Raw genomic sequence first — 25,775 nt, forward strand, 5'->3', positions numbered from 1 at the left:
ATGACCATCGACCTGCCCGTGATCTGGGCCGCCATCATCGGCCTCGGCGTGTTTCTCTATGTGATGCTCGACGGCTTCGACCTCGGCATCGGCCTGCTGTTTCCCTTCTTCGACGCCAAGGCGGATCGCGATGTGATGCTCAATACCGTCGCGCCGGTCTGGGACGGCAACGAGACCTTCCTCGTGCTCGGCGGGGCCGGACTGTACGGCGCCTTCCCGGTGGTCTACTCGACGCTGCTGCCGGCGAACTACCTGCCGCTGATACTGATGGTGATCGGCCTGATCTTCCGCGGCGCCGCTTTCGAGCTGCGCGCCAAGGCCCGGCGCACCCAGCACCTGTGGGACCTGGCCTTCATCGGCGGTTCCGCGCTGGCGACGTTCTGCCAGGGCATCGTGCTGGGGTCGCTGCTGCAGGGCATCCGGATCGTGGACGGCCGCTTTGCCGGCGGCCCCTTCGACTGGCTGTCGCCCTTCAGCGTGTTCTGCGGCTTCGGCGTGCTGATCACCTATGCGACGCTCGGCTGCGGCTGGCTCATCCTGAAGACGGACGCCGACCTGCAGCGCCGCATGCGGCTGCTGATGCGGCCCCTGGCCTGCGCGCTGCTGGGCGCCATGGCGCTGGTCAGCCTGTGGACCGTGATGGGCCTGCCGGCGGTGGCGCAGCGCTGGTTCGGCAGCGGCAACCTGGGCTGGTTCCTGCCGGTGCCCATCCTGGTGCTGGCCTGCGTGTGGGGCATCTTCCGCTCGGTACGGCTGCGGCACGAGGCCATGCCCTTCCTGCTGACCCTGGCGCTGTGCTTCCTCGGGTATACGGGGCTGGTCATCAGCATCTGGCCGAACATCGTGCCGCCGTCGCTGACGATCTGGCAGGCCTCGTCCAGTCCTTCCAGCCAGTTGTTCGCGCTGGTCGGCACCGTGATCGTGCTGCCGATCATCCTGGTCTACAACGCGCTGCAGTACCGCGTGTTCCACGGCAAGGTGCGTGAAGGCGACGCCGGCTATCACTGACGCCGCCGCCGGGGCCCCGTGCGCCCGGACGGCATGCTTTCCTGAATTGACTCCCGATCCTTGCGGGCGGCGCGGCATGCGCCCGCGCCGCCCTCGCCGCCCGCAAGGATCGCCCGACAAGACCAAGCCAGATGATCGTAAGGCCAAGACAGAACTGGTTCCTGATGCTGTTCGTGTGGAACGGCTCGGTGCTGCAGTCCATCATTCCCCAGCTCGTCTTCATGGGCGCCGTCAGCAGCCTGGCGGTGTTCACGCACGGGCGCGTGTTCGGCGAGAAGATCCCGCTCAACACCGCGCTGTTCACGCTGTTCGGCCTGGCGCTGGCGATCTTCCTCGCCTTCCGCAACAACGCCAGCTACGACCGCTACAACGAGGCGCGGCACCTGTGGGGCAATATGCTGATCGCCTCGCGCACGCTGACGTCGCAGATGCTGTGCTACCTGCCGGATGCCCTGGCGGCGGCCGAACGCCGACGGCTGGCCGATACCCTGATCGCCTTCACCTATGCGCTCAAGCACCAGCTGCGCAGGACCGATCCCGGCGACGACCTGCGCCGCCTGCTGGGGCCTGCGTCGGCAGAGGCACTGCGCGCCAAGGCTTACCGGCCCGCGGCCGTATTGAACGAGATCCGCCACGGCCTGGAGCGCCATGCAGGGCCGGGAGCCGCCGGCACCACGCGCTGGATCTTCGATGCCCAGCTCAACGAACTGGAGAAGTCCCTGGGCGGATGCGAGCGCATCGCCTCCACGCCGATCCCGTTCGCCTACAACGTGCTGCTGCACCGGACCGTGTACGGCTACTGCATGCTGCTGCCGTTCGGCCTGGTCGACGCCACCGAGTTCTTCACGCCGCTGCTGTGCGTCTTCATCTCCTACACGCTGATCGCGCTGGAAGCGATCGCCAGCGAGGTTGCCGAGCCCTTCGGGCTGGCGCCGAACGCGCTGGCGCTCGACACCATGTCGCGCAATATCGAGCGGTCTATCCTCGATTTGTGCGGCCGCGAGTTGCCGGAGGAGGTTGCGCCGGTGCGGCCGTACCAGTACACCTAGCCGTTGCAGGCGGCGGCCGCGGGGGGATGAGGCATGGCGAGGAGCACGGACATGGACGAGAGGGCGGCACGCAGGGAAACGTGGCGCCGCCGCTGGCGCCAGGCGGCCTGGATGGTCGGGCTGTGGGCGGGCGGTGTCGTTTCGGTGGCGCTGGTGGCCGAACTGATCCGGCTGGCGATGCAGGCCGCGGGAATGAAATCGCACTGAGATATCGCGCTGCGACGCGGCGGGCGGGAAGCGGGCCGGTGCGCGACCCGCTGCGTCACCCGCCGGTCGGTACATGGACACGCTCACGCTGCCCGGTGGGGGCGTTGGCGGAGCGTTCGGCATCGTGCCCCTGGCACGACTCGCCTGGGAGACAAGCATGCAGCAATTCGATCTCTATATCCGGCCGGCAAAGCCGACGCTGGGGCTCTATGTGCGCAAGGGCGCCGGCCTCTCCGACCTGGAGGGCGCGGATCAGTGGCAACTCGCCGGGCAGGTCTGGGAGAACGAGCTGCCGCCCGGCCTGCTGCGGGAACTGGAGGCCAATGGCCATGCCTTCCAGGAGCTGGGAGGGTGAGGTTTGCGATGCCATGCACCGGCGCCACGCGGGCCGCCGGCCATCGCCAGCGATCGCCAGCCATCGCCAACTGTATCTTTCCGGCCGGACGGCGATGGCCTATGTTGCCTACAGGAAATTGCCCGCACATCCGGCCCGCCGGGTGCGGCGCCGGAGCCGTTGCGACAGGCTGCCCACATCGACGGCGAATCATGTGAACGCTTCATTCTCCAGGGACATCACACCATGCCAGCGCTCTGCGATCTCTGCCATGCCCGCCCCGCCGTTGCCCGCGTCTCGGTGACGGAGGACGGTGCGCGCCGCACGCTCTCGATCTGCGACTACCACTACCGGCAGTTGCTGCGGCACCAGGAGATGCTCAATCCATTCGATTCCCTGCTCGGCGCGGGCAGCGGGCTGTCCCGCTGGCTCGGCGAGGCGGGCGAGGCGGGGTACGGCGCATCGCTCGCCGCCGAGGTGCCGCGCGAGTCGGTCGATCCCACCGACGCCTTCAGCGAGCAGACGCTGGAGCTGCTGCAGCGTGCCGCGGAGAAGGCGCACGAGCTGCGCCGCGGCGAGCTCGACAGCGAGCATCTCCTCTACGTGCTGGCCGACAACGATATCGCCGCCGCCCTGCTCAAGGAATTGAAGCTGTCCGCCGCCGATATCCGTGCCTATATCGATGAGCATGCGCACACCGGTCGGGCGGATCCCGGCATGCCGCTCGAACGCATGACGGTGTCGCCGCGCCTGAAGAAGGCGCTCCAGTTCGCCTTCCAGGCCTCGCACGAGCTCGGCCACTCCTACGTCGGCCCGGAGCACCTTCTGATCGGGCTGGCGGCGGTGCCGGACAGCATCGCCGGCGCCCTGCTCAGGAAGTACGGCGTGACACCGGAGGCATTGCGCCAGAAGGTGGTCAAGGTGGTCGGCAAGGGCGCGGAGGATGGACGGATCGAGCAAGGCACGGGCACCCCGCATCTCGACAAGGTCGGGCGCGATCTCACCGCGATGGCGCGGCAGGGCAAGCTCGACCCGGTGCTGGGCCGCTCGCAGGAGATCGAAAGCACGATCGAGGTGCTGGCGCGGCGCAAGAAGAACAATCCGGTGCTGATCGGCGAGCCCGGCGTCGGCAAGACGGCGATCGTCGAAGGTCTCGCGCAGCGGATCGTCAACGGCGATGTGCCGGAGGTCCTGCGCGACAAGCGGCTGGTGGAGGTGAACATCAACGCGATGGTCGCCGGGGCGAAATACCGCGGCGAGTTCGAGGAGCGCGCCAAGCAGCTGATCGACGAAGTCACCGCCAGGCAGGACGAGCTGATCCTGTTCGTCGATGAGCTGCACACCATTGTCGGCGCGGGGCAGGGCGGCGGCGAAGGCGGCCTGGACATCGCCAACGTGTTGAAGCCGGCGCTGGCGCGCGGCGAGCTGAGCCTGATCGGCGCCACCACGCTGAACGAGTACCAGAAGTACATCGAGAAGGACGCGGCCCTGGAGCGCCGCTTCCAGCCTGTGCTGGTGCCGGAGCCCACGGTGGAGCAGACCATCGTGATCCTGCGCGGCCTGCGCGACAAGCTCGAAGCCCATCACCAGGTGACCTTCTCGGACGAGGCCTTCGTCGCGGCCGCGGAGCTGGCCGATCGCTACGTCACCTCGCGTTTCCTGCCGGACAAGGCCATCGACCTGATCGACCAGGCCGCCGCGCGCGTGCGCATCGGCGCGACCTCGCGCCCTGCGGCGATCCAGGAGCTGGAGGCGGAGGTGGCCCAGCTCAAGCGCGAGCAGGACTATGCGGCCTCGCGCAAGCGCTTCGACGAGGCGAAGGGATTCGAGGAGCGCATCGGCGCCAGGCGCAAGGAGCTGGACGAGCAGGTCGAGGCGTGGCAGCGCAAGACCGGCTCGGAGACGCTGGAAGTGACGGTGGCCGTGGTGGCGGAGGTGGTGTCGCGCCTGACCGGCATCCCGGTCGCCGAGCTGACCCAGGAAGAGCGGCAGAAGCTGCTGGCCATGGAAGCCACGCTGCGCGAACGGGTGATCGGCCAGGACGATGCCGTGGTCGCGGTCAGCGATGCGGTGCGGCTGTCGCGCGCCGGGCTCGGGCATGCCAACCGGCCGATCGCGACCCTGCTGTTCCTCGGCCCGACCGGCGTCGGCAAGACCGAACTGGCCAAGGCCCTGGCCGAGACCGTGTTCGGCGACGAGCAGGCCATCATCCGCATCGACATGTCCGAGTACATGGAGCGCCACGCGGTGGCGCGGCTGATCGGCGCGCCGCCGGGCTACGTCGGCTACGAAGAGGGCGGCCAGCTCACCGAGCGCGTGCGGCGGCGTCCCTACAGCGTGATCCTGCTCGACGAGATCGAGAAGGCGCACCCCGATGTCTACAACGTGCTGCTGCAGGTGTTCGACGATGGCCGCCTCACCGACGGCAAGGGACGGGTGGTGGACTTCACCCACACCATCCTGATCGCCACCAGCAACCTCGGTGCCTCGATCATCATGGAGAACCTGGCGCGGCCCGAGGCCTCGCGCCAGTCCGACAAGGCCATCCGCGAGGCCCTGATGGGCGTGCTCAAGGGGCATTTCCGTCCCGAGTTCCTCAACCGGATCGACGAGATCATCGTGTTCCACGCCTTGTCCGAGGCGAACATCCGCGCCATCGTGCAGATCCAGCTCGACCGCATCGCGCGCACCGCGGCCGCCCAGGACATCCGGCTGGAGTTCGGCGAGGGGCTGGTCGCGCACCTGGTCGAGCTCGGCTACCAGCCCGAGTTCGGCGCGCGCGAACTGAAGCGGCAGATCCGCCAGGTCATCGAGACGCGGCTCGCCAAGCAGATCCTGGGCGATGCGCTGCAGTCGGGCGACAGCGTGCGCATCGATTTCGACCAGGACAGCGGCGAAGTGCGTTTCGACAAGCTGGCTGCGGCTGCCGGCGCGGCCTCCGGACCCGCCTCCGCCGCCGGGCCGGCGCCGGCGTCCGGAGCCGACGGCGCGGGCGCGCCGGCCGCGCACAAGGCGGCGCGGCCCCCGGCGGCCAAGCCTGCCAAGCGGGCGGCGCGCGCGAACGGCGACCGCCCCGGGCAGCCTGGATAGGAGGGCTGCAGCACCGACCTACTGATCGACCTGCATACGGACCTGCATACGGACCTGCAAAGCGACCCATATACCGCCACACATATCGACCCACATGTGGCGCGGCCGGCCATCGTATCCGCCGGCCCGCCGCGCCGCATGGCCAGACCTCAGCGAAACCGCCCGTTCTTACGGGCCAGTCCATGGAGTGCATCCAATGAGCAATCGACGCGAAGTGCCCGGCATCCGGGAGTACGAAGGTCCGGCCGGCGGCTGGGGCGCGCTGCGCGCCACGGCCCAGGCTATCCGCCTGCAGATGGAGACCATCAAGGCCCCGATCACGCTGATGCGGACCAACCAGCCCGACGGCTTCGACTGCCCCGGCTGTGCCTGGCCCGACAAGGAGCACCGCTCCACCTTCCAGTTCTGCGAGAACGGCGCCAAGGCGGTCACCTGGGAGGCCACCACCAAGCGCGTGACGCCGGAGTTCTTCGCTGCCAACACGGTGACCTCGCTGCTGCAGCGTTCCGACTTCGAGCTCGAAGACCAGGGCCGCCTGACGCATCCGCTGGTCTACGACCGCGCCACCGACACCTTCCGCGCGGTCGAGTGGGATGCCGCGTTCCGCCGCATCGGCGAGATCCTGCAAGGCCTGGCGCCGGAGCAGGTGGAGTTCTACACTTCGGGTCGCGCCTCGAACGAGGCCGCCTACCTGTACCAGCTGTTCGCCCGGGAGTACGGCACCAACAACTTCCCGGACTGCTCGAACATGTGCCATGAGCCGACCAGCGTCGGGCTGCCGCAATCGATCGGCATCGGCAAGGGCACGGTATCGCTGGAGGACTTCGACGCCTGCGACCTGATCCTGTCGATCGGCCACAATCCGGGCACCAACCATCCGCGCATGATGGGCACGCTGCACGAGGCCTCGCGCCGCAATGTGCCGATCATCGTCTTCAATCCGCTGCGCGAGCGCGCGCTGGAGCGCTTCGCCGACCCGCAGAACTGGGTGGAGATGGCCACCTACGGTTCGACGCGCATCGCTTCCACCTATTTCCAGGTCAATGCCGGCGGCGACGCGGCGGCGCTCAAGGGCATCATGAAGGCCCTGCTGGCGATGGAGGCCGACCAGGGCGGCGTGCTCGACCGCGATTTCATCGCCGCCCATACGACCGGCTTCGAAGCCTTCGCCGCCGACCTGGACGCGACCACCTGGGAGGACATCGAGAAAGCCAGCGGGCTGAAGCGGGCCGACCTGGAGCAGGTCGCCATCGCCTACGCCAAGGCGAAGGCGACCATCGTGACCTATGGCATGGGCATCACCCAGCATAACAAGGGCACGGCCAATGTGCGCCTGATCGCCGACCTGCTGCTCTTGCGCGGCAACTTCGGCAAGCCGGGCGCAGGCATCTGCCCCCTGCGCGGCCATTCCAACGTGCAGGGCAACCGCACGGTGGGCATCACGGAGAAGCCGTCCGAGGCCTTCCTCAAGCAGATGGACGAGACCTTCGGCCTGCAACTGCCGCGCCAGCACGGGCACGATGCCGTGCAGGCCATGCAGGCGATGGTCGACGGCCGCGCCAAGGCGCTGATCTGCCTGGGCGGCAACTTCGCCGTGGCGCTGCCCGATCCCGGCCAGGCCTTCCCGGCCATGGGCAGGCTGGACCTGAGCGTGCACATCGGCACCAAGCTCAACCGCACGCACCTGCTGGTGGCCAAGGAGACCTTCCTGTTCCCCTGCCTGGGCCGGACCGAACTCGACGTGCAGGAGACCGGCCCCCAGTCGGTGACGGTGGAGGACTCGATGTCGATGGTGCATGCCTCGGCCGGCAAGCTGGCGCCCGCCTCCGAGCACCTGCGCTCCGAGCCGGCCATCGTCGCCGGCATCGCGCGCGCCACGCTGCCGGCCAGCAAGGTGCCCTGGCAGGAACTGGTGGCCGACTACGACCGCATCCGCGACCTGATCGACAAGACCGTTCCCGGCTTCGAGGCGTTCAATGAACGCATCCGGCAGCCCGGCGGCTTCCGCCTGCCGCTGCCGCCGACCGAGCGCCAGTGGCATACACCGTCGGGCAAGGCCGAGTTCTCGGTCTACGGCGGCGTGCACGAGGATGCCGAAGTGCTGGGTGGCGAGAACGTGCTGCGCCTGATCACGATCCGCAGCCACGACCAGTACAACACCACCATCTACGCGATGGACGACCGCTACCGCGGCGTGTTCGGGCGGCGCGACGTGCTGTTCATGAACGAAGCCGACATGGCCGCGCAGGGCCTGGAGCACGGCGACCTGGTCGAGCTGGAAACGCTGGTGCCGGGCCGGCCGCTGCGGCTGGCGGGCCTGACCGCGATCGCCTACGGTATCGCGCAGGGCTCGGTGGCGGCCTACTACCCGGAAGCCAACGTGCTGGTGCCGCTCGACTATATCGACAAGGAGAGCGGCACGCCCTCCTACAAGTCGATTCCCGTGCGCGTGCGGCGCGCGGCGGCGGCCTGAGCGTTCCGGCCGGCCATGCCGCGCCAGCGCGCGGCATGGCCCGCTGAGGCGCTCACGCAGCGCACGGCGGCAGCGGGATTCCCCCCTGCCGCGCGACGAAGCGCAGCAGCGCCTCGGCCAGCGCGCGCTCCAGCCGCACTTCCCAATAGGCGTTGTACTGGGTGATATCGAGGGCGGGAAAGGTGCGCCGCTGCGGCGAACGGAAGGGCGCGCGGTGGTCGAACTGGCGCAGGCAGCCGGCCAGCGCGCCCGCCCCGGCCTCCTGGGCGAAGGCGGCCAGGGCCAGCAGGGACTGGCGCACCGTTTCCTGCGCCGGCGCCGCCAGCCGGCGGCAGGGCCCGCCCGGCACCGGCTCCGATGGCGCATCCAGCCGCAGGCGCGCGGTGCTGGCGTGCCAGCGTACCGCGGCCGGCTGCCCGAGGCCCAGCGAGCGGGCCAGCGCCTGCACCATGGCAGCGCGCGGAGGTTCGGCGGTGCGTGTCTCGCAGGCCGCGCGCAGCGCGGCCCAGAAGCGGTCGAGGTCGGGCAGGCGGCCGGTCTCGATCGCTTCCCAGATATTGGCGTGGCCGTCCACCGCGATGCGCGTCTCGTCGACGCGCACCGGCAGGCCGTTGGCGCCGAAGCGCTCGGCCGCGCGCCGGATCATGCGCGCGGCGATGCGCCGGCAGAAGCGCTTGCGCTCGGCGGCGGCATCGGGCAGCGGTGGCACGGCCGAGGCCTCCATGCGCAGGCCGAGCTGGCTTTCCAGCACCATCACGGCGCGGAAGGCGCGCGCCGATTGTTCCTGCGCGTCGTGGAAGGCTTGGATCAGGGCGTTGTACATGGTCTCGCGCCGGCAGGCATCGATTCGATGGCCGATTCAATGCTGCGCCGGCACCACCTTGCCGCGGAACAGGTGGTACTGGTAGAGGTTGTAGCCGATCATGACCGGGAACACGAGGCCGATGCCGCACAGCATGAAGGCCAGCGTCGGGCTGTCCGAGGCGGCGGCCGCCACGCTCAGCCGGCCCGGCACCAGGTAGGGGAACAGGCTCAGCGCCAGGCCCGCGAAAGAGGCGATGAAGAGCACCGTCGCGCCCGCGAAGGGGCCGTGCTCGCCCCGCACCGCCACCGCGTAGAGCACGTAGGCGCAGGCCAGGGCGGCGACCACCGCGAGTGCCGCCAGCACGTGGAACACCCCCGCGTCCTGCCAGCGCGTGGCGCCGACCTGGCTGAAGCGCAGGGTCGCGTACGACACCGCCAGCGCCGCCGCGACCGTGGTGGCCAGCGCCATCACGGTGTAGCGCCGGGCCGCGCTTTCCATGGCGCCGGTGGTCTTCTTGACCAGCCAGGTGGCGCCCAGCAAGGCGTAGCCGGACACCACGCCGATGGCGGTGATGATCACGAAGCCGATGCTGGCGGCGCCCGGCACGAAGCCGGTCAGGACCTTGCCCAGCACGATGCCCTGCGCGATCGCGGCGAGCAGGCTGCCGGCGCCGAAGACGCGGTCCCAGGCGGTCCTGCTGCGCTGGGCGGCGTGGCGGAACTCGATGGCGGCGCCGCGCATGATCAGGCTGGCGATCAGCAGCATCACCGGTACGTAGAGCTCGGAGAGGATGGTCGCGTAGGCCTTGGGGAAGGCGCCGAACAGGGCGCCGCCCAGCGCGACCAGCCAGGTTTCGTTGGCGTCCCACACGTGTCCGATGGACTGGATCATGACGTCGCGCTCGCTGGCGCGCCCGCGCAGCAGCGTCAGCATGCCGACACCGAGGTCGAAGCCGTCGGTGACGACGTAGAAGACGAGCATGAGGCCGATCAGGCCGAACCAGGCCTGGCTCAGCAGGGCCTGGGTGGAAAGGGGTGTCATGGAAGGTTCCTGCGAAGAAGGGGCGAGGTGGCGCCGAGGTGGCGCCGCCGTATGGAAATGGGGTACGGATCAGTAGTCCACGGCGTGCGCTGCCGCCACGCGGGCCGGCACGCGCGGTGGCATCAGGGTCAGGTCGGGGCCCTTGCGCAGCCAGCGGCGCGCGAAGACGAAGAAGGCCGCCAGCAGCGCCACGAAGAAGGCGCTGAACATCAGCATGCTGCCGCTGATGGCGGCGGCCGGGATGGCCGAGGCGGCATGGTCGGTACGCAGCAGCCCATACACCACCCAGGGCTGGCGGCCGACCTCGCGCACGATCCAGCCGCATTCCACCGCGATATAGGGCAGCGGGATCGCCAGCACCCAGGCCAGCAGCAGGTGGCGCCGGGCCAGCAGCGCGTCGACGCGGCCGCGTGTCTTGCGCAGGGCGACCACGGTCCACAGCGCCAGCACCAGGAACAGGAAGCCGATGCCCGCCATGGCGCGGAAGGTGTAGTACAGCAGCGGGATCATGGGTGGCTGGTCGGCCACCGGGATGTCCTTCAGGCCCTTGACCTGTCCGTGCAGGCTGTGCGTGCCCAGGATGCTGAGCATGCCCGGCACCTCGAGCGACCAGTCATTGCGCTGTTGCGCGGCGTCGGGCCAGGCCAGCAGCGACCAGCTGGCGCCGGTGCCGGGGGCATTGGTTTCCCAGTGGCCCTCGATCGCGGCGCCCTTGGCCGGCTGGGTCTCGAACACGTCGACGCCGCTGGCGTCGCCGAGCCAGACCTGCAGCGGGGCGACGAAGGCGAGCAGCAGCAGCGCCAGCTTGAACGAGCGCGCGAAGAACTCGGCATGGCGGCGCTTGAGCAGGTAGTAGGCCGAGATGCCCGCGATCACCACCAGCCCGGTCTCGAGCGCGGCGAACCACATGTGCGAGACGCCCCAGGCCATGTCGGGGTTGAAGATGGCGTGCACATAGTCGGTCACCACCAGCTTGCCGTCGACCAGCGCGATGCCGCCCGGCGTCTGCAGCCAGGAGTTGGCCACCATGATCCAGAAGGCGGAGAGCGAGGAGCCAAGCGCGACCATCGCGGTGGCGAACAGGTGGACGCCCTTCGGCACGCGTTCCCAGCCGAGCATCATGATGCCGACGAAGCCCGCCTCCAGCATGAAGGCCATGGCCCCCTCGAAGCCGAGGATATTGCCGAAGAACTGACCGGTGTACTCGGAGAACGGGCCCCAGTTGGTGCCGAACTGGAATTCCATGGGGATGCCGCTGACCACGCCCACGGCGAAGTTCAGCAGCAGCAGCTTGCTCCAGAAGCGCGCGTGGCGGTACCAGGCGACGTCGCTGGTGCGCACCCAGAGGATCTCGACGACGAGGAGGAAGGCGGACAGGCTGATCGTCAGGATCGGCCAGAGTATGTGGAAGACCGCGGTCATGGCGAACTGGCCGCGCGCGAGGTCTAGGGCTTCGATGGTCATGGGGGACTACCGCGAGGATGAGGGAGGGCGGCCGCGTCCGCCGGTGGCGGGCGCGGCTGCGTGGAGGGTGGCGTGGGGGGCTTGCCGCCCACGCCGGCACCTGGTGGTGCCGCTCAGAATGCCGGCAGTTCCGCGGGCTGCGCCGAGCGGTGCAGCAGCACCGGGATGGACTTGGAGGTCGGCGTGTTGCAGACGTCGCCCACGCTGTCCAGCGGCACCAGCGGATTGGTCTCCGGATAGTAGGCGCCGATGCAGCCGCGCGGGATGTCGTACTCGACCAGGCGGAAATAGTTGGCGCGCCGCTCGATGCCGTCGTCCCACACGGTGGTGATGTCGACCCAGTCGCCGTTGCGGAAACCGAGCATGGCGATGTCCGCCGGGTGGATGAAGACCACGCGGCGCATGCCGAACACGCCGCGGTAGCGGTCGTCCATCGCGTAGATGGTGGTGTTGTACTGGTCGTGCGAGCGGGTCGTCATCAGCGTCATCAGGCGCTCGCCGTGCTGGCGGCGCGCGCGCACGATGGGCGTGTCCTGCTGGACCGGGTGGACGATGAAGTTGGCCTTGCCGGTGGGGGTCTGCCAGTCGCGCTCGCGCGAGGCCACGCGCAGGTGGAAGCCACCCGGCTGCCGGATGCGTTCGTTGTACTGCTCGAAGCCGTCCAGCACCTGCTCGATGGCGTCGCGGATCCTGGCGTAGTCGCCTGCCATGGCCAGCCAGTCGACCTTCGCGCTGCCGAGCGTGGCGTGCGCGAGGTTGGCGATGATGGCGGTCTCCGACATCAGGTGGGGCGAGGCGGGTTTGTTCATGCCGTAGGAGACATGGACCATGCTCATCGAGTCCTCCACCGTGACGCCCTGCGCGACGCCGTCCTGCACGTCGATCTCGGTGCGTCCGAGGGTGGGCAGGATCAGCGCGTCGGCGCCGTGCACGAGGTGGCTGCGGTTGAGCTTGGTGGCGATGTGGACGGTGAGGTCGCAGGAGCGCAGCGCGTCGAAGGTGCGGTAGGTGTCGGGCGTGGCCATGGCGAAATTGCCGCCCAGGCCCAGGAAGACCTTGACGTGGCCTTCGATCATCTGCTCGATGGTCTCGACCACGTCGAGGCCGTGCTGGCGCGGCGCGTCGAAGCCGAACACCGTGCCGAGGCGGTCGAGGAAGGCGGCCGAAGGCTTCTCCTCGATGCCGACGGTGCGGTTGCCCTGCACGTTGGAGTGGCCGCGCACCGGGCACAGGCCCGCGCCGGGACGGCCGATGTTGCCGCGCATCATCAGCAGGCTGGCCAGCATCTGGACGGTCTGCACCGAATGCTTGTGCTGCGTGATGCCCATGCCCCAGGTGGCGATGACGCGCTTGCCGCGCGCGTACAGGCGGCCCAGCGCTTCGATGTCCTCGCGCGCCACGCCGGACTCCGATTCCAGCAGCGGCCAGCTTTCCTGGCGCAGGTCGGCGGCGAAGGCCTCGAAGCCGAGCGTGTGTTCGGCGATGAAGTCGAGGTCGAGCAGCCGCTCGGTGCCATCGGCGACGGCCTTGTCGTCGAGTTCGAGCAGGTGCTTGGCCACGCCCTTGATCAGTGCGAAATCGCCGCCCAGGCGGGGCTGGATGAAGGTCGAGGCGATCGGCGTGCTGCCCAGGGTCAGCATCTCGAGCGGATGCTGCGGGCTGGCGAAGCGCTCGAGGCCGCGCTCGCGCAGCGGATTGACGGAGACGATGGTGGCGCCCCGGCGCGAGGCCTCGCGCAGTTCGCCGAGCATGCGCGGATGGTTGGTGGCCGGGTTCTGGCCGAAGATGATCAGGGTGTCGGCCAGCTCGAAGTCGTCCAGCGTGACCGTGCCCTTGCCGATGCCGACCGCGTCCGGCAGGCCGCGGCTGGTCGCCTCGTGGCACATGTTCGAGCAGTCGGGAAAGTTGTTGGTGCCGAACATGCGCACGAACAGCTGGTAGAGGAAGGCGGCCTCGTTGCTGGCCCGGCCCGAGGTATAGAAGGCCGCCTGGTGGGGCGAGGCGAGGCCGTTCAGGTGCCGCGCGACCAGCGCGAAGGCGTCGGCCCAGGCGATCGGGCGGTAGCGGTCGGTCCGCGCGTCGTACACCATCGGCTCGGTCAGGCGGCCGTGCTGTTCGAGCTCGAAGTCGGTCTGCTTCATCAGCTCGGCGACGGTGTGCTCGGCGAAGAAGGCCGGCGTCACGCGCTTGGTGGTGGCCTCGGCGGCGACCGCCTTGACGCCGTTCTCGCAGAACTCGAAGGTCGAGGCGTGCTGGCGGTCCGGCCACGCGCAGCCCGGGCAATCGAAGCCGTCGGGCTGGTTCTGCTTGAACAACATGCGGTAGTTGCCGCCGGTGACCCGTTCCTTGACCAGGTTGATCGCCACGTACTTGAGGGCGCCCCAGCCCGCGGCCGGATGGTGGTAGGGCTCGATCTTGCCCTTCGGTTCCCTGTTGCTATCCATGTACTGGACTCCACGTTGACGGCGCGCCGCGCTGTCCCGGGGGCGGGACGGTCCACGCGCTGGATTGGATGACCGCAAGCGTAAGGGTCTGGCGCGCAGGCGGAACGCACACTTGACGACGGCGTGGAAGAGTACAGTTGCGCCGGCGGCCGCGCTGGTGGCCGGACTGTATGTCTGTGCGGCGCGCCGGGGCTAGAATCGGCCCGTGACGACAAGGCGCGGAGAGAACAGGCATGGAAGCAGGACGGCCGGCCACGGAGAGCGGCGGGAGCAGCGATGCCGCCGATGGCATGGATAGCGCCAAGGGTGCCGAGGGCGTCGATGCCGGCGTGGCGCTGGTGCTCGAGCACCTGTGGGCGGCGCGCCGCGAGAGCCCGGGCCACCCCTGGTCCCTGGCCAAGCTGGCCAAGCGGGCGGGCCTGCCGATGAGCGTGCTGCGGCGCACCCTGACCCTGCTGCAGGCGGCCGGCCTGGCCGATTTCGAGCTCGACGAGGCGGGGCGCGGCTTCGCCGCGCTGAGCGCGGAGGGCGAGGCGCTGTGCGCAACGGTGGCGCCGCCGGCCGAAGGCAGGGAGGCGGTCGCCGGCGGGCATAGCTGAGCGCGCGGCATCAGGCGGGAGGCTTGCCGAGGGGAACGCGGCATGGCTGTCATCGCCTTGTCACCAGAATGTCATCAATACTGCATAGGATGCATCGCATGGGGCGCGCTGCTGCCGGCGCCGGCCGCTGACTGCGCGGCCGGCCCGGCCGGCTCGGCCTGCGCAGTCCATGGCGCCCTTTCCTCCCTTCCCGCATTCCCCACGCCAAGATCCGAACACCATGTCCGACCAACCCGACGTGTCCCGCCGCAAGGCCCTGAAGTTCCTGGCCGCTGCCCCGATGCTGCCGCTCGGCGCCACCACCGCCGCCGCCCTGCTGGCCGGCTCGGGCGCCGCCGAAGCCGCCGCGCCCAAGGCGGCCTTCAGCGGGGCCGCCTTCGAGGGCATGGCGGCGCCGACGCTGGCCGACGCGGCCGCCATGGCGACCACCACCGTGGGCTCCGGCCTGACCGTGTCGTTCGCCGATGGCAGCCGCCGCAGCTACAAGCTGGCCTACCATCCCTTCTTCACCACCGGCGACCTGGTGCCGGACGGCAAGGGCGGCAAGGTCCTGGCCGGTGGCTACTACAACATCGCCAACCAGCCGATCCTCGACAACTCGGTGGCCGGCAAGGAGCGCCAGTTCTTCTCGGACAGCCCGGACGGCACCTCGCTGCTGTCGCTGGGCAAGGCGGCCAGGGGCAAGGTGCCGGGCGTCAAGGGCAACCCGGTGTTCGCCGTGGTGCAGTTCGAGTACACCACGCGCGACCAGAAGGGCGGCAGCATGTACGGCCTGCTGCCGTCGCCGATCGCCGTGCTGACGCTGGACCAGGATCCCCGCACCGGCAGCCTGCGCCTGGTCAAGTACCACAACGTCGATACCTCGGGCGTCAACGGGCTGTGGATCACCTGCGGCGCCAGCCTGTCGCCGTGGAACACGCACCTGTCGAGCGAAGAGTACGAGCCGGATGCCACCAAGGCGGCGACCGACCCGCAGCTGCGCGGCTTCAGCCAGAACCTGTACGGCGACGCCGGCAAGGCCAGCCCCTACCACTACGGCCACCTGCCTGAAGTGACGGTGCACCCGGACGGCACCGGCACCATCCGCAAGCACTACAACGTCGGCCGCATTTCGCACGAACTGGTGCAGGTGATGCCCGACGAGCGCACCGTGCTGATGGGCGACGATGCCACCAACGGCGGCCTGTTCCTGTTCATCGCCGATCGCCCGCGCGATCTCTCCAGCGGCACGCTCTACGTGGCCAAGTGGCACCAGACCTCGGGCACCGGCCCGGGTGCGGCCACGCTGAGCTGGATCCGCCTGGGCCACGCCGCCAGCGACGAGATCCGCGCGCTGGTCGAGGGCGGCATCAAGTCGGGCGACATCATGGACGTGAAGACGGCCGATCCGCAGGATGCCGCCTACACCCGCATCAAGTACAACGGCAAGGACAACTGGGTCAAGCTGGTGCCGGGCCAGGAGAAGGCGGCCGCCTTCCTCGAGACGCACCGCTATGCCGCGCTGGTGGGCGGCAGCCTGGGCTTCACCAAGATGGAAGGCACCACCGTCAACATCCGCGACAAGAAGGCCTATTCGGCCATCTCGCGCATCGAGAGCAGCATGCTCAAGGGCAACGCGGCCAACGGCGGCGACATCCAGGTCGAGGGCCCGTACTCGGGCGCCGTCTACGAGTTGAACCTGAGCGGCGGCCAGAAGGACCGCGACGGCGCGGCGATGGACAGCGCGTGGGTGCCGGTCGACATGGCCGCGGTGCCGGCACTGGTCAGCGAGGATCTCGGCGGTGGCGCCAAGAAACAGCAGGACGCGCTGGGCAACTTCGCCAACCCGGACAAGATCGCCACGCCGGACAACCTGAAGTTCTCCGAGAAGCTGCGCACCCTCTTCATCGGCGAGGACAGCAATACCCACGTCAACAACTTCCTGTGGGCCTACAACGTCGACACCAAGACCCTGAGCCGGCTGCTGTCCTGCCCGGCCGGCGCGGAGTCGACCGGCCTGCACGCGGTCGACGAGATCCATGGCTGGACCTACATCATGAGCAACTTCCAGCACCCGGGCGACTGGGAAGCGCCGTTGCACGACAAGGTGCAGGCCACGCTCGATCCGCTGGTGCGCGCCAACTACAAGGACCGCTTCGGCGCGGCCGTGGGCTACCTGACCGCCGACATGTCGGCGATCCGGCTGTCCAAGGGCTGAGCCCGCGCGCACGGCGCGCAGGATACGACCCCGCAGGCCGGTAGCCTGTGGGGTTTTTCACGTCCGGCGCCGACGCTGGTCCTCTGCGTCATTCGAAAGGCCCCCCGATCGACAGCGCTGGATGCACCGCCGCTCGGGGGCGCTTTCCCTGACGCAAGGGCCTAGCGGTGATGGCCGCCGCCGTGGAACCCGCCGCCGCCATGAAAGCCGCCGCCGCCATGAAAGCCGCCGCCGTGGAAGCCACCGGGGTTGCCGTGGAAACCGCCCATGCCACCGTGGAAGCGCATGCCGGGTGCGTGCAGGAAGACGTGGTTGATACGGTGGAAGTGATGGAAGCGGTCGATGAAGATCACGCCGCCGACAGCGGCACCGAACGGTGCCCAGTACCAGGGATCGGCATAATAGGGCGGCTCGCCATAGCTGACCATGCCGCCGCTGGCGTCGACCATCTGCCAGGTGCCGTCAGGCTGCAGGCACGCCAGCCCCGTGACCTGCTGCAGGACCCCGTCCACCACGACCTGGCCGGTCATCTCCTGGCAGGGGGTGCCATCCATGTCCTGGCCGCTAGCTGCGGTGCCGAAGGCGGCCGCCGCCAAGGCCGCCGCGAGGATCGCCGGACGCCTGGCACGCGCGGCCAGGTCCGCCAGGCGCCCAGTCCAATACTTGCCCATGATTGCCACCCCGAGCGCGGAATGCCGGCGCCCGCGCTGCCGTCACAGGCGCGTGCGCCATGATTGCCTTGCCGGGCCGTCTTGCGCGGCGCACCGGTTTACCCGCGGGGCAGCAGGGATGCTGCCCCGCTGTACGGTAAACGGGGCGGGCGGCGCGCTTATTCCGCCGGCGCAAGCAATTGGGGGGGGGGGGCGGGAATCGGGGGGGCGGCTAGGCTGGCGCCAGCAGCAGGCGCTCCATCAGCGCCTTGCGTTCTTCCTTCTGCGCGGCCGTGCCCTGGTTGGCCAGCAGTGACTCCGACAATTCATAGCTGTATAGCGCGAAGGCGCGCCCGCGCGCCTCGGCGATGCCGAAGCCGAGCGCGCTGAAGCACTGGGCGATATAGGACAGGCGCTTGGCATCGACCTCGTCGAGGATCTGGCGCACGCGCTCGTCGCGGCGTGCCCAGGCGCGGATGGCGAGTTCGGTGGAGGCCGCTTCCTGCGCCGCCTCGCCGCGGAAGGGCAGCGACAGCAGGTCGCGGATCAGCTCGCGCGGCGGCAGGCCGCGCCGCTCGAACCGGTAGATGATCTGCTCGGTGGCCTCGTCGCGCCAGGCCATCAGCATGCGGTGCAGCAGGTCGTCGCGGTCCTTGAAGTGCCAGTAGAAGCTGCCGCGCGTGACCGACATCTCCTTGGCCAGCACTTCGACGCGCACGGCGTCGACACTGCGGCTGACCAGCAGGTTGCGGGCGGCCCGGATCCAGTCTTCCGGCGTCAGCTGGCTGCGCGGCTGCGGGGAGGGCTCGGCGGGACTTCTCGGCATGTGGACTCCAGACTTCAGGGCGGCGGGCAAGGACTGCCCTGCATTCTACCGTCCCTGTTCCATACGGTAATGTATTGTATGGTTGTCATCGCAATGCGCGTTAACACCTAGGAATTACGAAGGATATCGCCTTGACCATCGCCGATTGCCTCCATACCATACACATACGTATGTGTATGGAGAAACCGATGGGCAAGTTTGAGGGCGTGGGCAAGACGCTGCTGGCCGCCGAGCACCAGACCAACTACTTCGACCTGGGCCAGGGCAAGCCCCTGTTCCTGCTGCACGGCTCCGGCCCCGGCGTGTCGGGCTGGACCAACTGGAAGGGCGTGATGAACGAGCTGGCGCAGTCGTTCCGCGTGATCGTTCCCGATATCGCCGGCTTCGGCTTCACCGAGTTCAAGGACGACGCCAAGTACGACATCAAGTTGTGGGTGCGCCACCTGGTCGGCATCCTGGACGCGCTCGAGATCGAGAAGGCCTCCTTCGTCGGCAACTCCTTCGGCGGCGCGCTGTCGCTGGGCCTGGCCGTGTTCGATCCCAAGCGCGTCGACAAGCTGGTGCTGCTGGGCACGCCGGCCGGCGAGTTCGAGCAGACGCCGGGCCTGCGCTCGGCCTGGGAGTACGAGCCCTCGCCGGAGAACATGGAGCGCACCATGCGCCTGTTCCCCTTCGACCAGTCGATCATCACGCCGGAGATGGTGCAGTCGCGCTACGAAGCCAGCGCCCGTCCGGGCGCGCAGGACGCGCTGCGCAAGCTGATTCCCCGCCCCAATGCCGACGGCCCCACCGTCGTCAAGGGCTTCCCCGAGCATGTGGTGGCCAAGATCGAGGCGCCCACGCTGGTGCTGCACGGCCGCGAAGACCGCGTGGTGCCGCCGGCCTGCGGCCAGTTGCTGGCGCGTGCCATCCCCAACGCCGACCTGCACCTGTTCGGGCGCTGCGGCCACTGGGTGCAGACCGAGCGGCGCGACACCTTCCTCAAGCTGGTCGCCGACTTCTGCGCCTGAGGACGCACGCCATGAGCCGCAACGTACTCGAGCGCGTGCTGCACCAGCTCACCGTGGACCGCGCCGCCAAGCAGCGTTTCCGCGAGGACGCCGCTGCCTACCTGCAGCGCTTCGCGCTGAGCGAGGCCGAGCGCGCCATGCTGACCGGCTTCGACGTGCTCGGCCTGCAGCAGGCCGGCGTCAACCCGATGCTGACCATGGGTTTCTGGCAGGAGCTGTCGCCCGAGCGCGACATGCGTGCCTACATGCGCAAGCTGCGCCCGCTCGGTGCGCACGAACCGGTGCACAGCGCGGCGCTCAAGCCATAGCCGGCCACAGCAGGCCATCGGTGGCGGGCGGGGACACCCGCCGCGCCACCCGGACGAGGATAGAGGAAGAAGATGGGACAGATCGTAGGCGGCTTCCTGGTGCCGCATGATCCCGTGATGTTCGTCGCGCCGCAGGCTCCCGCGGCCGCGGTGCAGGCGCGCATGTGGGGTGCCTTCGGCCAGTGCGCGCGGCGCCTGGCGGAGCTGGCGCCCACCAGCGTGGTGATCGTCGGTGCCGACCACTACATGCTGTTCGGCACCGCCTGCCTGCCGAGCTACCTGATCGGCACCGGCGATGTCGACGGGCCGCTCGATGCCATGCCGGGCCTCAAGCGCGGCGTGATTCCCAACAGCGAGGCGCTGGCCACCCACATCGCCGCCGACGGCCATGCGCGCGGCTTCGACTGGGCGGTGGCGCGCGCGCTGACGGTGGACCACGCCATCGCCATTCCCAACCAGTTGATCGTGCAGCCGCTGCGCGAAGCCGGCCACGCGGTCGGCACCATCCCGGTCTACCTGGCCGCCGGTGTCGATCCCTATATCCGTATCGGCCGCGCCATCGAGGTGGGCCGGCAGATCCGCGACGCGGTCGCATCGTTCGACGCCGGCGAACGGGTCGCGGTGATCGGCAGCGGCGGCATCAGCCACTGGGTCGGCACCGCGGAGATGGGCCGCGTCAACGAGGCCTTCGACCGCGAGATCCTCGACTACGCCGTGCGCGGCGACCTGGCGGCGCTGGCCGCGCTGCGCGACGACTACATCCTGGCCCACGGCGGCAATGGCGGCATGGAGATCCGCAACTGGGCCTGTGCCATGGGCGCGCTGGAAGGCGCGCGCGGCGAGGTGATCGCCTACGAGGCGGTGCCCGAGTGGGTCACCGGCCTGGGTTTCGTCCAACTGCACCTGCAGTGAGGCCGCCGCGATGCGGGCCGGCAGGGTAACCGGATAGCAATGATGAGCAAGAAGATTTTCCTGATCCAGCGCGATGCGCTGCAGCCTGGCGAGGTGCGCAAGGTGGAGACGCCGGGCTGCCCGCTCGCCGTCTACAACGTCGACGGCACCTTCTACGCCACCAGCGATGTGTGCACGCACGCGACCGCCTCGCTGTCGGCGGGCGAGATCGTCGACGGCGACCTGATCGCCTGCCCGCTGCACGACGGGCAGTTCCATATCCCCACCGGGCAGGCCATGGGCTTTCCCTGCACGGTCGACCTGCGCACCTACAAGGTGATCGAGGAGGGCGACGCCATCTACGCCGACCTCGAGCAGGAGTCCGAGGCAGCCGCTTCGGCCATTTGAGGAGGACGACATGACCGCATCGACCGCATCGACCGCATCGACCGCATCGACCGCATCGACCGGCACGCCGGCGCACGACTGCACCGGCAACTGCGAACGCCTGCGCAAGGATCCCGCCAGCGAGCCGCTGCCGGGGCTGGAGCGCCTGATCGACCTGGACAGCGGCCGCCTGTCGCGCCGCGTCTACTGGGACCAGCGCGTCTACGAGCAGGAGCTGGAGAAGATCTTCGCGCGCAGCTGGCTGTTCCTCGCGCACGAATCGCAGATTCCCAAGGCCGGCGACTACGTCACCACCTACATGGCCGAGGACAACGTCATCGTGGTGCGCCAGAAGGACGGCTCGATCAAGGCCTTCCTCAACACCTGCCCGCACCGCGGCAACAAGCTCAACTTCACCGACGCCGGCAATGCGCGCGGCTTCATCTGCAACTACCACGGCTGGAGCTTCGGCATCGACGGCGCGCTGCGCGGCATGGCGGGGCAGGAGCTGTTCGAGGCCAGCGGCATGGACCGTGCCGAGCACGGGCTGCACCCGGTGGCGCAGGTGGCCAGCTACAAGGGCCTGGTGTTCGGCAACATGGACCCGGACGCGCCCTCGCTGGAGGAATTCCTGGGCGATTTCCGCTACTACCTGGACGTGATGCTGGACATGGATGGCGAGGGCACCGAGTTCATCGGCGGCTGCGTCAAGTCGGAGATCCGCTGCAACTGGAAGGTGCCGGTGGAGAACTTCATCGGCGACATCTACCACGCGCTGTGGACCCACGACTCGGCCGCGCGCGCCATGCTGGGCGGCCCGGTGGCCGAGGTGTACAAGGATCCCGATTCCTACCACGTCAACGTCAACGGCCATGGCTGGGAGTTCAACCTCGACGTGGTCGGCAACGCCGCCACGCTGGGCGACAAGGAGATCCGCAAGTACCTGTACGGCATCCAGCCCAAGGTGGCGCAGCGCCTGGGCGAGTTCCGCTCCAAGATGATCGGCTCGATCTCCTCGGTCAGCGTGTTTCCCAACCTGTCCTTCCTGCCGGGGCAGAACACCTTCCGCGTGTGGCATCCGCGTGGTCCCGGCAAGATCGAACTGCACACCTGGACCATCGTCAACAAGAGCGCGCCGCAGGACATCAAGGACCGCTGGCTGAAGGGCACCATGATGACGTTCTCGCCTTCCGGCGTGTTCGAGATGGACGATGGCGAGAACTTCGAGTTCTCCACCCGCACCAACGCCGGCTTCGTCACCCGCCAGCAGGACCTGTACATGGGCCTGGGGCGCGGCACGCGCCTGGACGGCAGCGGCCTGCCGGGCAACGTCTACCGCAACCAGGTCAACGAGGCCAACCACCGCGCCTTCTACCAGCGCTGGCTGGACCTGATGCAGGCGCGCGCCTGGCACGAGGTGCCGGAGCGCGACAAGCCGGCCCTGCCCGACAGCGCCTTCACTTACGGCCAGCAGGCCAAGGAGGCCGCATGAGCGCGCTGCCCAAGGAAGCCGGCATCGACGCGGCCGCTCCGGTCGACCTGCCCACCGCCCATCGCATCACGCAATTCCTCTACCGCGAGGCACGCCTGCTCGACGCCGAGCGCTGGCAGGACTGGCTGGCGCTGATGAGCGAGGACATCCACTACTGGATGCCCGCCATCGAGAACCGCCGGCGCGCGGACAAGCTGGGTGCCTATGCGCCGGGGCGCGGCGCCTACTTCGACGACAACCTGCTGGACCTGTCGCGCCGCGTGGCGCGCTTCCAGCAGCCGTCGGCCTGGGCCGAGGACCCGCCCACCCGCCACGTGCACGTGATCAGCAATGTGGAGGCGCTGCACGGCGCGGCCGCCGGCGAGTACCTGGTGCACTCGGTCTTCGTCAACTACCGCAGCCGCGGCGAGGCCGACAACGACCTGCTGCTGGGCCGGCGCGAGGACCTGCTGCGCGTGCACGGCGAGCCGGAGGCGGGTGAGTTCCGCATCGCCCGGCGCAAGATCGTCATCACGCAGTCGCTGTTCCTGTCCAAGAACCTCAACACTTTCCTCTGACACCGACATGGGCTGGCTAGACAAGGACGTGGCGCTGGTGACCGGCGCCGGCTCGGGCATCGGCCTGGCGGTGCTGCGGCGCTTCCTCGCCGAGGGCGCCGCGGGCGTGGGCGCGCTGGTGCGCAATGCCGCGGCGGCCGATGCGCTGCGCGCCGAGTTCGGCGCGCGCGTGGCGGTGACGGTGGGCGACGTGCGCTCGCCGCAGGCCAACGAAGCGGCGGTGGCCGCCACCGTGGCCGCCTTCGGCAAGCTCGATACGCTGGTGGGCAACGCGGGCGTGTGGGACTACTTCGCACCGCTGCGCAAGTTCAGCGACGGCGAGCAGCTCGCGCGCACCTACCGCGAGGTGTTCGACGTCAATGTGCTGGGCTATCTGCTGGCCGCTTATGCGGCGGCGCCGGCGCTGCGCGAGAGCCGTGGCAGCATGATCTTCACGCTGTCCAACGCGGCCTTCTACGCCGGCGGCGGCGGCGCGGCCTACGTCGCCTCCAAGCATGCGGGCGTGGGCCTGATCCGCCAGCTCGCCTACGAGCTGGCGCCCGAGGTGCGCGTCAACGGCGTAGCGCCCGGCGGCACCGTGACCCCGCTCAAGGGGCCCGAGGCGCTCGGCAAGCAGGACGCCCGGCTGTCGGAGATCCCGGGCTTCTCGGAGGCGGTGGCCAACGCCATGCCGCTCGGCTTCATCGCCCAGCCGGAGGACCACGCCGGGCACTACGTGCTGCTGGCCTCGCGCAGCAATTCGCCGGCCACCACCGCCGCCATCCTGCAGAGCGACGGCGGCTGGGAGGTGCGCGGCAGGCCGGGGCGCAAGCCGCAGTCCTGAGGCCGCCGCCGGCAGCCCGACGAATCACCGAAGACTCACCGAAGACTCACCGAAGACAACGACAAAGAGACAACGATGACCGCCCCCCAATCCCCGCCCGCCAGTGGCACCGCCGCGCAGGCCGCGCTGCGCGCCGCCTTCGGCGCCGCGCGCCTGCCGGTGATGGCAGCGCCCATGTTCCTGGTGTCCAGTCCGGAACTGGTCTGCGCCAGCCGCGACGCCGGCATCGTCGGCACCTACGCGGCGCCCAACGCGCGCGATATCGGCGCGCTGGAGACCGCGCTGGCGCGGATCGCCGCGCATGCCGCGGCGGCCGACGGCCCGCCCTGGGCGCTCAATATGATCGTGCACAGCAGCTACGACCGCTTCGACGCCGAGATGGCGCTGGTCGAGCGCTACCGTCCCGGCATCGTGACCACCGCGCTGGGCAGCCCGCGCCGCGTGCTCGAGCGCGTGCACGGCTACGGCGGCCTGGTGATGGCCGATGTGATCACGCCCGCGCTGGCGCGCAAGGCCATCGATGCCGGCGTGGACGGCCTGGTGCTGGTCAGCAGCGGCGCGGGCGGCCACACCGGCCAGTACCACCCCTTTGCCTTCCTGGAGGCGGTGCGCCGCTTCTGGGACGGCCCGCTCGGCCTGGCCGGCGCCATCTCCAGCGGCGCGCAGATCCGCGCGGCGCAACTGCTCGGCGCCGACTTCGTGGTGGTGGGCACGCGCCTGATCGCCACGCCCGAGAGCCTGGCCGCGCCGGCCTACCGCGACCTGCTGGTGGCCAGCGAGATGGACGACCTGGTGCTGTCCTCGGCCGTCTCCGGCGTGCCCGCCAACTGGCTGCGCCCCACGCTGGAGGCCGCCGGCTTCAGCGAGGAGCAGCTGCGGCAGCCGGGCAGGATCGATTTCTCCGGCGATATCGCCGCCGCGCCCAAGGCCTGGAAACACGTCTGGTCGGCCGGGCACGGCGTCGGCGCCGTGCGCGCGGTGGCGCCGGTGCGGCAGGTGGTCGACGAACTGGCGGACGGCTATGCGGACTGCCTGCGGCAGGAGGCACGCGCTTTGCCGGCGCTGCTGGAGCGCCACGCCCGGGCCGCCGGGCCCCGCCTCGCCGCCTGAGCGGCGGGTGGCGCGGGCGATCCCCCGCGCGGGTCCCGCCACGGCATCCGCATCCGTTTCCGCATCCGTTTCCGCCTGCACATTCGTCCCGGTATGCGCACCGGCAACTGCGCCGGCAACTGCGCCGGCCAGAGCGCCGGCATCCGGACCGGCTACAGAACCCAAGAGGTAGACACAGCATGACAGCCAAGCCCATCCAACTAGCGGCCGATGCCCTCCATGAGGCCCGCCGCACCCGCACGCCCATCGCACGGGTGTCCGAGACCTTCGGCATCGCCGGCCTGGAGGCCGCCTACGCGGTCGCCGCCGCCAACACCCGCCGCGCGCTGGCCGAAGGCCGCGTGCTCAGCGGCAAGAAGATCGGCCTGACCTCGCGCGCCGTGCAGCAGCAGCTCGGCGTCGACCAGCCGGACTTCGGCGTGCTGTTTGCCGACATGGAGTACGTCAGCGGGGCCGAGATCCCGGCCAGCGCGCTGATCCAGCCCAAGGCGGAGGGCGAGATCGCCTTCGTGATCGGGCGCGACCTTGACGAAGCGCCCACCTGGGGCCGCTTCCTGCGCGCGGTCGAGTACGCGTTGCCCGCCATCGAGATCGTCGACAGCGCGATCGCCGACTGGCGCATCACGCTGGTCGACACGGTCGCCGACAACGCCTCCTGCGGGCTCTACGTGCTGGGCACGGACCCGCGCCGCATCACCGACCTGGCGCTGGCGGACTGCGCGATGCGCTTCACGCGCAACGGCGAACCCGCCTCCGAGGGCAGCGGCGCGGCCTGCCTGGGCCACCCGCTGCACGCCGCCTGGTGGCTGGCGCGCACGCTGCTTGCGCTGGGCGAGCCGCTGCGCGCGGGCGACGTGGTGCTGTCGGGCGCGCTGGGACCGATGTTCGCGCTGGCGCGCGGCGATGCTTTGCACTTGGAGGTGGACGGCCTGGGGAAGGTGCAGTGCCGGGCCGATTGATCGATGGACGCAAGCGCCCGTCGCCAGAACGGGCCAGAGGAGACCGCAATG

The 25,775-nt window shown here is 69.6% G+C and carries 23 protein-coding genes; 17 read left to right on the plus strand and 6 right to left on the minus strand.

What is annotated here, in order from left to right; genetic code table 11:
• The 6 genes from cydB (BKK81_RS23650) (at position 1) to BKK81_RS23670 (ending at position 8,161) form a co-directional block, all read left to right on the plus strand.
• Positions 1-1,008: a cytochrome d ubiquinol oxidase subunit II gene (gene cydB, locus BKK81_RS23650; RefSeq protein ID WP_071018196.1), complete on the plus strand. Its 1,008-nt coding sequence runs from the start codon at positions 1-3 to the stop codon at positions 1,006-1,008.
• A 131-nt stretch (positions 1,009-1,139) separates the two neighbouring features.
• Entirely contained in the window at positions 1,140-2,057 is a 918-nt protein-coding gene (locus tag BKK81_RS23655) for a bestrophin family protein (RefSeq protein ID WP_071018198.1), read from the plus strand.
• Positions 2,058-2,108: 51 nt separating this feature from the next.
• Positions 2,109-2,264: a DUF2474 domain-containing protein gene (locus BKK81_RS34595; protein ID WP_083384385.1), complete on the plus strand. Its 156-nt coding sequence runs from the start codon at positions 2,109-2,111 to the stop codon at positions 2,262-2,264.
• A gap of 157 nt (positions 2,265-2,421) precedes the next feature.
• The gene (locus BKK81_RS23660) at positions 2,422-2,619 is read left to right on the plus strand and encodes a hypothetical protein (protein WP_071018200.1); all 198 of its coding nucleotides are present in this window, start codon (positions 2,422-2,424) and stop codon (positions 2,617-2,619) included.
• Between the two features lie 225 nt (positions 2,620-2,844).
• Entirely contained in the window at positions 2,845-5,688 is a 2,844-nt protein-coding gene (locus tag BKK81_RS23665) for an ATP-dependent Clp protease ATP-binding subunit (protein ID WP_071018202.1), read from the plus strand.
• A gap of 196 nt (positions 5,689-5,884) precedes the next feature.
• Entirely contained in the window at positions 5,885-8,161 is a 2,277-nt protein-coding gene (locus BKK81_RS23670) for an FdhF/YdeP family oxidoreductase (RefSeq protein ID WP_071018203.1), read from the plus strand.
• Positions 8,162-8,213: 52 nt separating this feature from the next.
• Here the strand turns inward: BKK81_RS23670 and BKK81_RS23675 are convergent, their stop codons facing one another.
• The 4 genes from BKK81_RS23675 to BKK81_RS23690 all read right to left on the minus strand — a co-directional run bounded on the left by BKK81_RS23675 (position 8,214) and on the right by BKK81_RS23690 (position 13,915).
• Positions 8,214-8,984 carry a hypothetical protein gene (locus BKK81_RS23675; RefSeq protein ID WP_071018205.1) on the minus strand — a complete coding sequence of 257 codons (771 nt, stop codon included), beginning with the start codon at positions 8,982-8,984 and terminating at the stop codon, positions 8,214-8,216.
• 36 nt (positions 8,985-9,020) lie between these two features.
• Positions 9,021-10,007 carry a cytochrome d ubiquinol oxidase subunit II gene (gene cydB, locus BKK81_RS23680; RefSeq protein WP_071018207.1) on the minus strand — a complete coding sequence of 329 codons (987 nt, stop codon included), beginning with the start codon at positions 10,005-10,007 and terminating at the stop codon, positions 9,021-9,023.
• A 69-nt stretch (positions 10,008-10,076) separates the two neighbouring features.
• Entirely contained in the window at positions 10,077-11,471 is a 1,395-nt protein-coding gene (locus BKK81_RS23685; protein ID WP_071018209.1) for a cytochrome ubiquinol oxidase subunit I, read from the minus strand.
• A 113-nt stretch (positions 11,472-11,584) separates the two neighbouring features.
• Positions 11,585-13,915 carry an FdhF/YdeP family oxidoreductase gene (locus tag BKK81_RS23690; RefSeq protein ID WP_071018210.1) on the minus strand — a complete coding sequence of 777 codons (2,331 nt, stop codon included), beginning with the start codon at positions 13,913-13,915 and terminating at the stop codon, positions 11,585-11,587.
• 233 nt (positions 13,916-14,148) lie between these two features.
• On the opposite strand from BKK81_RS23690, the gene BKK81_RS23695 reads away from it, so the two are divergent.
• Positions 14,149-14,514 (plus strand): ArsR family transcriptional regulator, encoded by a 366-nt coding sequence (locus BKK81_RS23695; RefSeq protein ID WP_335582888.1) that lies wholly within the window; start codon positions 14,149-14,151, stop codon positions 14,512-14,514.
• A 220-nt stretch (positions 14,515-14,734) separates the two neighbouring features.
• On the plus strand, positions 14,735-16,711 hold the full coding sequence (locus BKK81_RS23700) for a PhoX family protein (protein WP_071018212.1): 1,977 nt from the start codon (positions 14,735-14,737) through the stop codon (positions 16,709-16,711).
• 161 nt (positions 16,712-16,872) lie between these two features.
• Here the strand turns inward: BKK81_RS23700 and BKK81_RS23705 are convergent, their stop codons facing one another.
• Positions 16,873-17,382, minus strand: coding sequence for a hypothetical protein (locus tag BKK81_RS23705; protein WP_231908206.1), 510 nt, complete (start codon positions 17,380-17,382; stop codon positions 16,873-16,875).
• 211 nt (positions 17,383-17,593) lie between these two features.
• The gene (locus BKK81_RS23710) at positions 17,594-18,187 is read right to left on the minus strand and encodes a TetR/AcrR family transcriptional regulator (protein ID WP_071018214.1); all 594 of its coding nucleotides are present in this window, start codon (positions 18,185-18,187) and stop codon (positions 17,594-17,596) included.
• Positions 18,188-18,375: 188 nt separating this feature from the next.
• On the opposite strand from BKK81_RS23710, the gene BKK81_RS23715 reads away from it, so the two are divergent.
• From BKK81_RS23715 to BKK81_RS23755, 9 genes are all read left to right on the plus strand, one after another.
• A complete protein-coding gene (locus BKK81_RS23715; RefSeq protein ID WP_071018216.1) occupies positions 18,376-19,197 on the plus strand; it encodes an alpha/beta fold hydrolase in 822 nt (273 codons plus the stop codon).
• Between the two features lie 11 nt (positions 19,198-19,208).
• Positions 19,209-19,505, plus strand: a complete 297-nt coding sequence (locus BKK81_RS23720; protein WP_071018218.1) for an extradiol ring-cleavage dioxygenase — start codon at positions 19,209-19,211, stop codon at positions 19,503-19,505.
• A gap of 72 nt (positions 19,506-19,577) precedes the next feature.
• Positions 19,578-20,417 (plus strand): protocatechuate 3,4-dioxygenase, encoded by an 840-nt coding sequence (locus BKK81_RS23725; RefSeq protein WP_071018219.1) that lies wholly within the window; start codon positions 19,578-19,580, stop codon positions 20,415-20,417.
• Positions 20,418-20,459: 42 nt separating this feature from the next.
• Positions 20,460-20,804 carry a non-heme iron oxygenase ferredoxin subunit gene (locus BKK81_RS23730; protein WP_071022142.1) on the plus strand — a complete coding sequence of 115 codons (345 nt, stop codon included), beginning with the start codon at positions 20,460-20,462 and terminating at the stop codon, positions 20,802-20,804.
• 10 nt (positions 20,805-20,814) lie between these two features.
• On the plus strand, positions 20,815-22,275 hold the full coding sequence (locus tag BKK81_RS23735; protein ID WP_083384386.1) for an aromatic ring-hydroxylating dioxygenase subunit alpha: 1,461 nt from the start codon (positions 20,815-20,817) through the stop codon (positions 22,273-22,275).
• Positions 22,272-22,832 (plus strand): 3-phenylpropionate/cinnamic acid dioxygenase subunit beta, encoded by a 561-nt coding sequence (locus tag BKK81_RS23740; RefSeq protein WP_083384387.1) that lies wholly within the window; start codon positions 22,272-22,274, stop codon positions 22,830-22,832. Before BKK81_RS23735 ends, BKK81_RS23740 begins: the two co-directional genes overlap by 4 nt.
• Before the next feature lie 7 nt (positions 22,833-22,839).
• Positions 22,840-23,655, plus strand: coding sequence for a 3-(cis-5,6-dihydroxycyclohexa-1,3-dien-1-yl)propanoate dehydrogenase (hcaB, locus tag BKK81_RS23745; protein ID WP_071018221.1), 816 nt, complete (start codon positions 22,840-22,842; stop codon positions 23,653-23,655).
• Positions 23,656-23,730: 75 nt separating this feature from the next.
• Entirely contained in the window at positions 23,731-24,765 is a 1,035-nt protein-coding gene (locus BKK81_RS23750; protein WP_083384388.1) for an NAD(P)H-dependent flavin oxidoreductase, read from the plus strand.
• 179 nt (positions 24,766-24,944) lie between these two features.
• On the plus strand, positions 24,945-25,724 hold the full coding sequence (locus BKK81_RS23755; RefSeq protein ID WP_071018223.1) for a 2-keto-4-pentenoate hydratase: 780 nt from the start codon (positions 24,945-24,947) through the stop codon (positions 25,722-25,724).
• Positions 25,725-25,775: the final 51 nt, after the last annotated feature.

The organism is Cupriavidus sp. USMAHM13 (assembly GCF_001854285.1).
Taxonomy (GTDB): Bacteria; Pseudomonadota; Gammaproteobacteria; order Burkholderiales; family Burkholderiaceae; genus Cupriavidus; species Cupriavidus malaysiensis.

Excerpts from the sequence above, each read along its gene's own strand:
- cydB (WP_071018196.1), top strand. The coding sequence starts at position 1 with ATGACCATCGACCTGCCCGTGATCTGGGCCGCCATCATCGGCCTCGGC.
- BKK81_RS23655 (WP_071018198.1), top strand. The coding sequence starts at position 1,140 with ATGATCGTAAGGCCAAGACAGAACTGGTTCCTGATGCTGTTCGTGTGG.
- BKK81_RS34595 (WP_083384385.1), top strand. The coding sequence starts at position 2,109 with ATGGACGAGAGGGCGGCACGCAGGGAAACGTGGCGCCGCCGCTGGCGC.
- BKK81_RS23660 (WP_071018200.1), top strand. The coding sequence starts at position 2,422 with ATGCAGCAATTCGATCTCTATATCCGGCCGGCAAAGCCGACGCTGGGG.
- BKK81_RS23665 (WP_071018202.1), top strand. The coding sequence starts at position 2,845 with ATGCCAGCGCTCTGCGATCTCTGCCATGCCCGCCCCGCCGTTGCCCGC.
- BKK81_RS23670 (WP_071018203.1), top strand. The coding sequence starts at position 5,885 with ATGAGCAATCGACGCGAAGTGCCCGGCATCCGGGAGTACGAAGGTCCG.
- BKK81_RS23675 (WP_071018205.1), bottom strand. The coding sequence starts at position 8,984 with ATGTACAACGCCCTGATCCAAGCCTTCCACGACGCGCAGGAACAATCG.
- cydB (WP_071018207.1), bottom strand. The coding sequence starts at position 10,007 with ATGACACCCCTTTCCACCCAGGCCCTGCTGAGCCAGGCCTGGTTCGGC.
- BKK81_RS23685 (WP_071018209.1), bottom strand. The coding sequence starts at position 11,471 with ATGACCATCGAAGCCCTAGACCTCGCGCGCGGCCAGTTCGCCATGACC.
- BKK81_RS23690 (WP_071018210.1), bottom strand. The coding sequence starts at position 13,915 with ATGGATAGCAACAGGGAACCGAAGGGCAAGATCGAGCCCTACCACCAT.
- BKK81_RS23695 (WP_335582888.1), top strand. The coding sequence starts at position 14,149 with ATGGAAGCAGGACGGCCGGCCACGGAGAGCGGCGGGAGCAGCGATGCC.
- BKK81_RS23700 (WP_071018212.1), top strand. The coding sequence starts at position 14,735 with ATGTCCGACCAACCCGACGTGTCCCGCCGCAAGGCCCTGAAGTTCCTG.
- BKK81_RS23705 (WP_231908206.1), bottom strand. The coding sequence starts at position 17,382 with ATGGGCAAGTATTGGACTGGGCGCCTGGCGGACCTGGCCGCGCGTGCC.
- BKK81_RS23710 (WP_071018214.1), bottom strand. The coding sequence starts at position 18,187 with ATGCCGAGAAGTCCCGCCGAGCCCTCCCCGCAGCCGCGCAGCCAGCTG.
- BKK81_RS23715 (WP_071018216.1), top strand. The coding sequence starts at position 18,376 with ATGGGCAAGTTTGAGGGCGTGGGCAAGACGCTGCTGGCCGCCGAGCAC.
- BKK81_RS23720 (WP_071018218.1), top strand. The coding sequence starts at position 19,209 with ATGAGCCGCAACGTACTCGAGCGCGTGCTGCACCAGCTCACCGTGGAC.
- BKK81_RS23725 (WP_071018219.1), top strand. The coding sequence starts at position 19,578 with ATGGGACAGATCGTAGGCGGCTTCCTGGTGCCGCATGATCCCGTGATG.
- BKK81_RS23730 (WP_071022142.1), top strand. The coding sequence starts at position 20,460 with ATGAGCAAGAAGATTTTCCTGATCCAGCGCGATGCGCTGCAGCCTGGC.
- BKK81_RS23735 (WP_083384386.1), top strand. The coding sequence starts at position 20,815 with ATGACCGCATCGACCGCATCGACCGCATCGACCGCATCGACCGCATCG.
- BKK81_RS23740 (WP_083384387.1), top strand. The coding sequence starts at position 22,272 with ATGAGCGCGCTGCCCAAGGAAGCCGGCATCGACGCGGCCGCTCCGGTC.
- hcaB (WP_071018221.1), top strand. The coding sequence starts at position 22,840 with ATGGGCTGGCTAGACAAGGACGTGGCGCTGGTGACCGGCGCCGGCTCG.
- BKK81_RS23750 (WP_083384388.1), top strand. The coding sequence starts at position 23,731 with ATGACCGCCCCCCAATCCCCGCCCGCCAGTGGCACCGCCGCGCAGGCC.
- BKK81_RS23755 (WP_071018223.1), top strand. The coding sequence starts at position 24,945 with ATGACAGCCAAGCCCATCCAACTAGCGGCCGATGCCCTCCATGAGGCC.